4 protein-coding genes and 2 pseudogenes are annotated in these 3,517 nt (G+C 67.0%); 5 read left to right on the top strand and 1 reads right to left on the bottom strand.

From position 1 onward, the window contains the following. The first annotated feature begins 135 nt into the window (after window positions 1-135). Window positions 136-309: a zinc finger domain-containing protein gene (locus AC08ON_RS17140; RefSeq protein WP_476617344.1), complete on the top strand. Its 174-nt coding sequence runs from the start codon at window positions 136-138 to the stop codon at window positions 307-309. A gap of 52 nt (window positions 310-361) precedes the next feature. Here AC08ON_RS17140 and AC08ON_RS17135 read toward each other — a convergent pair whose 3' ends face one another. Continuing rightward, window positions 362-637: a hypothetical protein gene (locus tag AC08ON_RS17135; protein ID WP_175455954.1), complete on the bottom strand. Its 276-nt coding sequence runs from the start codon at window positions 635-637 to the stop codon at window positions 362-364. Between AC08ON_RS17135 and AC08ON_RS17130 the strand changes: the two are divergent. The 4 genes and pseudogenes from AC08ON_RS17130 to AC08ON_RS17115 form a co-directional block, all read left to right on the top strand. After that, window positions 570-869, top strand: a pseudogene (locus AC08ON_RS17130) (zinc ribbon domain-containing protein); the annotation flags it as partial. The gene AC08ON_RS17135 and the pseudogene AC08ON_RS17130 overlap by 68 nt on opposite strands. A 30-nt stretch (window positions 870-899) precedes the next feature. Beyond that, window positions 900-2,039, top strand: a pseudogene (locus AC08ON_RS17125) (IS701 family transposase); the annotation flags it as partial. 653 nt (window positions 2,040-2,692) lie between these two features. Then, the gene (locus AC08ON_RS17120; protein WP_011435539.1) at window positions 2,693-2,890 is read left to right on the top strand and encodes a ribbon-helix-helix protein, CopG family; all 198 of its coding nucleotides are present in this window, start codon (window positions 2,693-2,695) and stop codon (window positions 2,888-2,890) included. Further along, on the top strand, window positions 2,887-3,267 hold the full coding sequence (locus AC08ON_RS17115; protein ID WP_476608593.1) for a type II toxin-antitoxin system death-on-curing family toxin: 381 nt from the start codon (window positions 2,887-2,889) through the stop codon (window positions 3,265-3,267). Before AC08ON_RS17120 ends, AC08ON_RS17115 begins: the two co-directional genes overlap by 4 nt. Window positions 3,268-3,517 lie beyond the last annotated feature (250 nt).

The raw sequence follows: 3,517 nt of genomic DNA, 5'->3' as shown, positions 1-3,517 counted from the left end.
TGGGGAAAGAGACGCTTCGCTCGCGCTGTGTCGCCCAGGGCGCCCCGAGTCACCCCACAGCACGTCTACAAAAAGTCACCGATCACAACGTAGCGTGATCTCTGCGCGGCCCTGGGCGGGTCCCCGTCTGATCCGGTGACCGTCGAGCGGGCCAGGCTCGTTGTGTGCCCAAAGTGTGGTGCTCCTGAGTCAGGCCCGTGCACGGATGCCATGAAGCCCCGAAAAGCGAACCATCAGGAGCGGGTCCGTCGCTTCCGCGAGTGGATGGAGGAGACCCATCCTCGATTTCCATGGCGCGGAGCGTCGTAGCTGCCAGTCTCGGCCTGATGAATTTTGCATGATGTGCGAATTCCGAGAATAGTCATGCGGACTCGATGCGGCGGATCCAATTTTTGCCGTCTGCGGCTACTCCTTCGAGAATATGGATCGTGTGTTGGAGGCCGCCGGCGTCCTGGGGGCGGCTGGCCACCGATGCTGCTGTTTCGTCCTCGGTTAATTCATCGGGTGCGGATTCCGTCGTTTTCATCTGGATTTTTTGGCCGTTCATCAGGGCGAGCTGGAACTTCTGTGTCGCGGACCGCTGGTATCCAAGCTCGAAGACCTGTTCCGACTGCGGCTGGCGAAACCCAGGCCTCACCCTGTCGGACCGTATCCTCGCCTGCCAGTCCTGCGGGCTGGTAGGCGACCGCGACCTGAACGCCGCGGTCAACCTGTCCAACCTCGTCGCCGCCAGTACGTCGGAGACAGTAAACGCCCGTGGAGCCGACCGTAAGACCCCGTCCGCGGGGCGGGCGGCTGGGAAACGGGAACCCGGCACGGCTCCGGCCGGTCAGACCGGGAGTGCCTCACCGCAAGGTGAGGCGGCATGAGCGCCGCTATCGGGCGCTCTTATGCAACGGCTGCTGACCGACGGCAAGCGCAAGAGCATGGTCCCGATGGCCGCCCGCCTCGGTGTGGACCCTCAGCAGCTGCAGCAGTTCGTGACCAGCTCGACCTGGGACTACCGCCAGGTCCGGCGGCGCCTCGCCGGCTGGGCGGCCGGGTTCCTCGATCCGGTCGCGCTGGTCGTGGACGACACCGGTTTCCCGAAGGACGGGCCGGCGTCGCCGGGGGTGGCCCGGATGTACTCCGGCTCCCTGGGCAAGGTCGGTAACTGTCAGATCGGGGTGTCGGTGCACGCGGTCACCGACTGGGCGTCGGCCGCGGTGGACCGGCGGCTGTTCCTCCCGACCTCCTGGGACGACACCACCCTGACCGACCCGACCGAGGTCGCCGCCGCCCGGGCCCGGCGGGAACGGGCCGCGATCCCCGACAAGGCGCGGCACCGGGAGAAATGGCGGCTCGCCCTGGACATGATCGACGAACTGGCCGGCTGGGGCATGCCTGTGCGGCCGGTCGTGGCGGACGCCGGCTACGGCGACGCCGCCGAGTTCCGCCAGGGGCTGACCGACCGGAACATCCCCTACGTGCTGGCGGTGAAGCCGACCGCGACCGCCTACCCGGCCGACGCGGTGCCGGTCACCGCCCCCTACCCGGGAAACAGCCGGCGGCCCACACCCGCCTACCCCGACCCGCCCCGCGATCTGAAATCCCTGGTCATGGCCGTCGGCCGCCGCGCCGGCCGGTCTGTGACCTGGCGTCACGGCACCCACCGGACCCCGGCCAACCCGACGGTGGGGATGCGGTCCCGCTTCCTCGCGCTCCGGGTCCGCCCCGCGGGCCGGAACATCACCCGTAACCCCGACCGGAGCCTGCCCGCCTGCTGGCTGCTCGCCGAATGGCCCCCCGGCCAGCCCGAACCCACCGACTACTGGCTGTCCACCCTGCCCACCGGCATCCCCCTGCGCGATCTTGTCCGCCTCGCGAAGATCCGCTGGCGGATCGAACACGACTACCGCGAACTCAAAGACGGCCTCGGCCTCGACCACTTCGAAGGACGCACCTTCACCGGCTGGCACCACCACGTCACCCTCGTCAGCATCGCCCAAGCACTCTGCACCCAGCTGAGACGAACCCCAAAAGTCCCTGCGCCGGCCTGACCCTCTACGGAGTCCTCCGCACCCTCCAGGCCCTGCCCGCCGTCTGGACCGGCGCCTGCCCCACCTGCCAACGACCCTTCACCCACACACCCACCGTCACACAACACCTATCCGGAGTCACCTAACGAAGTCCTACTAGTATCGGCTAACGGACAGCGCGCCTCGCCCCGGGCTGATCCTCCTGGATCTCCGAGTCTGCCGTGAGGGGAAGGGTGCGCCCGGCGCGACGACGCCGGTGATGCGGCGGCCGAGCGGTGCAACTCGCGCAACACTCGCTGGTGGGCGAGGCATGGACCTTATGATCAAGCGCGGCTGGGGTCGACCCAACAAGACTCGAACCCACAGTCGCAGGTCGATGTACTGCAGCCATCGGCCTCGCTGGTTGCAGACCGCCCCATTGGGTAGTCAAGCCGCAGGTTATGGCATATGTCGATCTTCTTTGGCGTCGGTGAGTGCACCAAACCAGCACTAATGCGAACCTAAACCTGCAGGTCAACGGCCCGACCGTTTCCGTCGAGCCCGTCCACGCGAAGATCCGGCGGTCCGGCTACACGGCGATGCGAACGCCAAGAAGATCGGATAGGAACCGGGCGTCGCGACCATGGCACGAGTCCCAGTGGCGGTATCAGCGGTGATACCGTCGGGTGGTGGCGATGACACTGCGCTTGACGGATGACGAGGCAGAGGCTTTGCGTCTGCGTTCGGAGTTGGAACAGCGGTCGATGCAGGAGATCGCCCGGGAGGCGATCCGGGAGTACATCGAGGCACACAGCCGGGCGGAACTGCTGGATCAGGTGCTGGACGAGGAGCTGCCGCGGTACGCCGAGGCGCTCCGCTGGCTCGGCGAATGATCTACCTGACGCTTCGCGAACTGCTGTACATCGCCGAGCGGGCCATCGGTTCCGATCCGGTGGTCAGGGACCACGGCCTGCTCGAATCCGCTCTCGCGCGCCCGCGGGCGACGGTGTTCGGCCGGGACGCCTATCCCTCTCTTGACGGCAAGGCCGCCGCGCTCCTGCATTCACTGGCTCGCAACCATGCCCTCGTCGACGGGAACAAGCGGCTCGCCCTTGCCGGTCTGATCGCCTTCTACGGTGTCAACGGCCGTCGCCTGACGCTGACCAACGACGAGGCCTACGACCTCGTGATGAGCATCGCGTCCGGTGTCCACGATTCCGTCGAGGACATCACCAAGATCCTTGAAGGGGCGACCCGGAGGCGTCGGTGAGGACCCATGGCCGTCGCGTACGCCGCATGTCTGCCCTGGGGTTCCTCGGTCCGTTCTGACGGCTGATGGCCGCTGTGACCAGTGGCGTGCAGTACGGCCATCTTCCGCTGTCAGGATCGTGCGCGAACAGCTCACCTCGCCACCGCCTACACGCCAGCAAATTTGCCGGGGACATGCCTGCGATGTTGCGGAAGATGTGCCCTTCTCGCCCAGGGCTGCGCGAAGGTCGCGTGGTGTGACGGCCTGTTGC

The organism is Frankia sp. CoWAU3 (assembly GCF_977971855.1).
Note: the sequence above shows the minus strand (reverse complement) of the source record. Positions and strands in the feature narration are given on the sequence as shown.

Excerpts from the sequence above, each read along its gene's own strand:
- AC08ON_RS17120 (WP_011435539.1), top strand. The coding sequence starts at position 2,693 with ATGACACTGCGCTTGACGGATGACGAGGCAGAGGCTTTGCGTCTGCGT.
- AC08ON_RS17115 (WP_476608593.1), top strand. The coding sequence starts at position 2,887 with ATGATCTACCTGACGCTTCGCGAACTGCTGTACATCGCCGAGCGGGCC.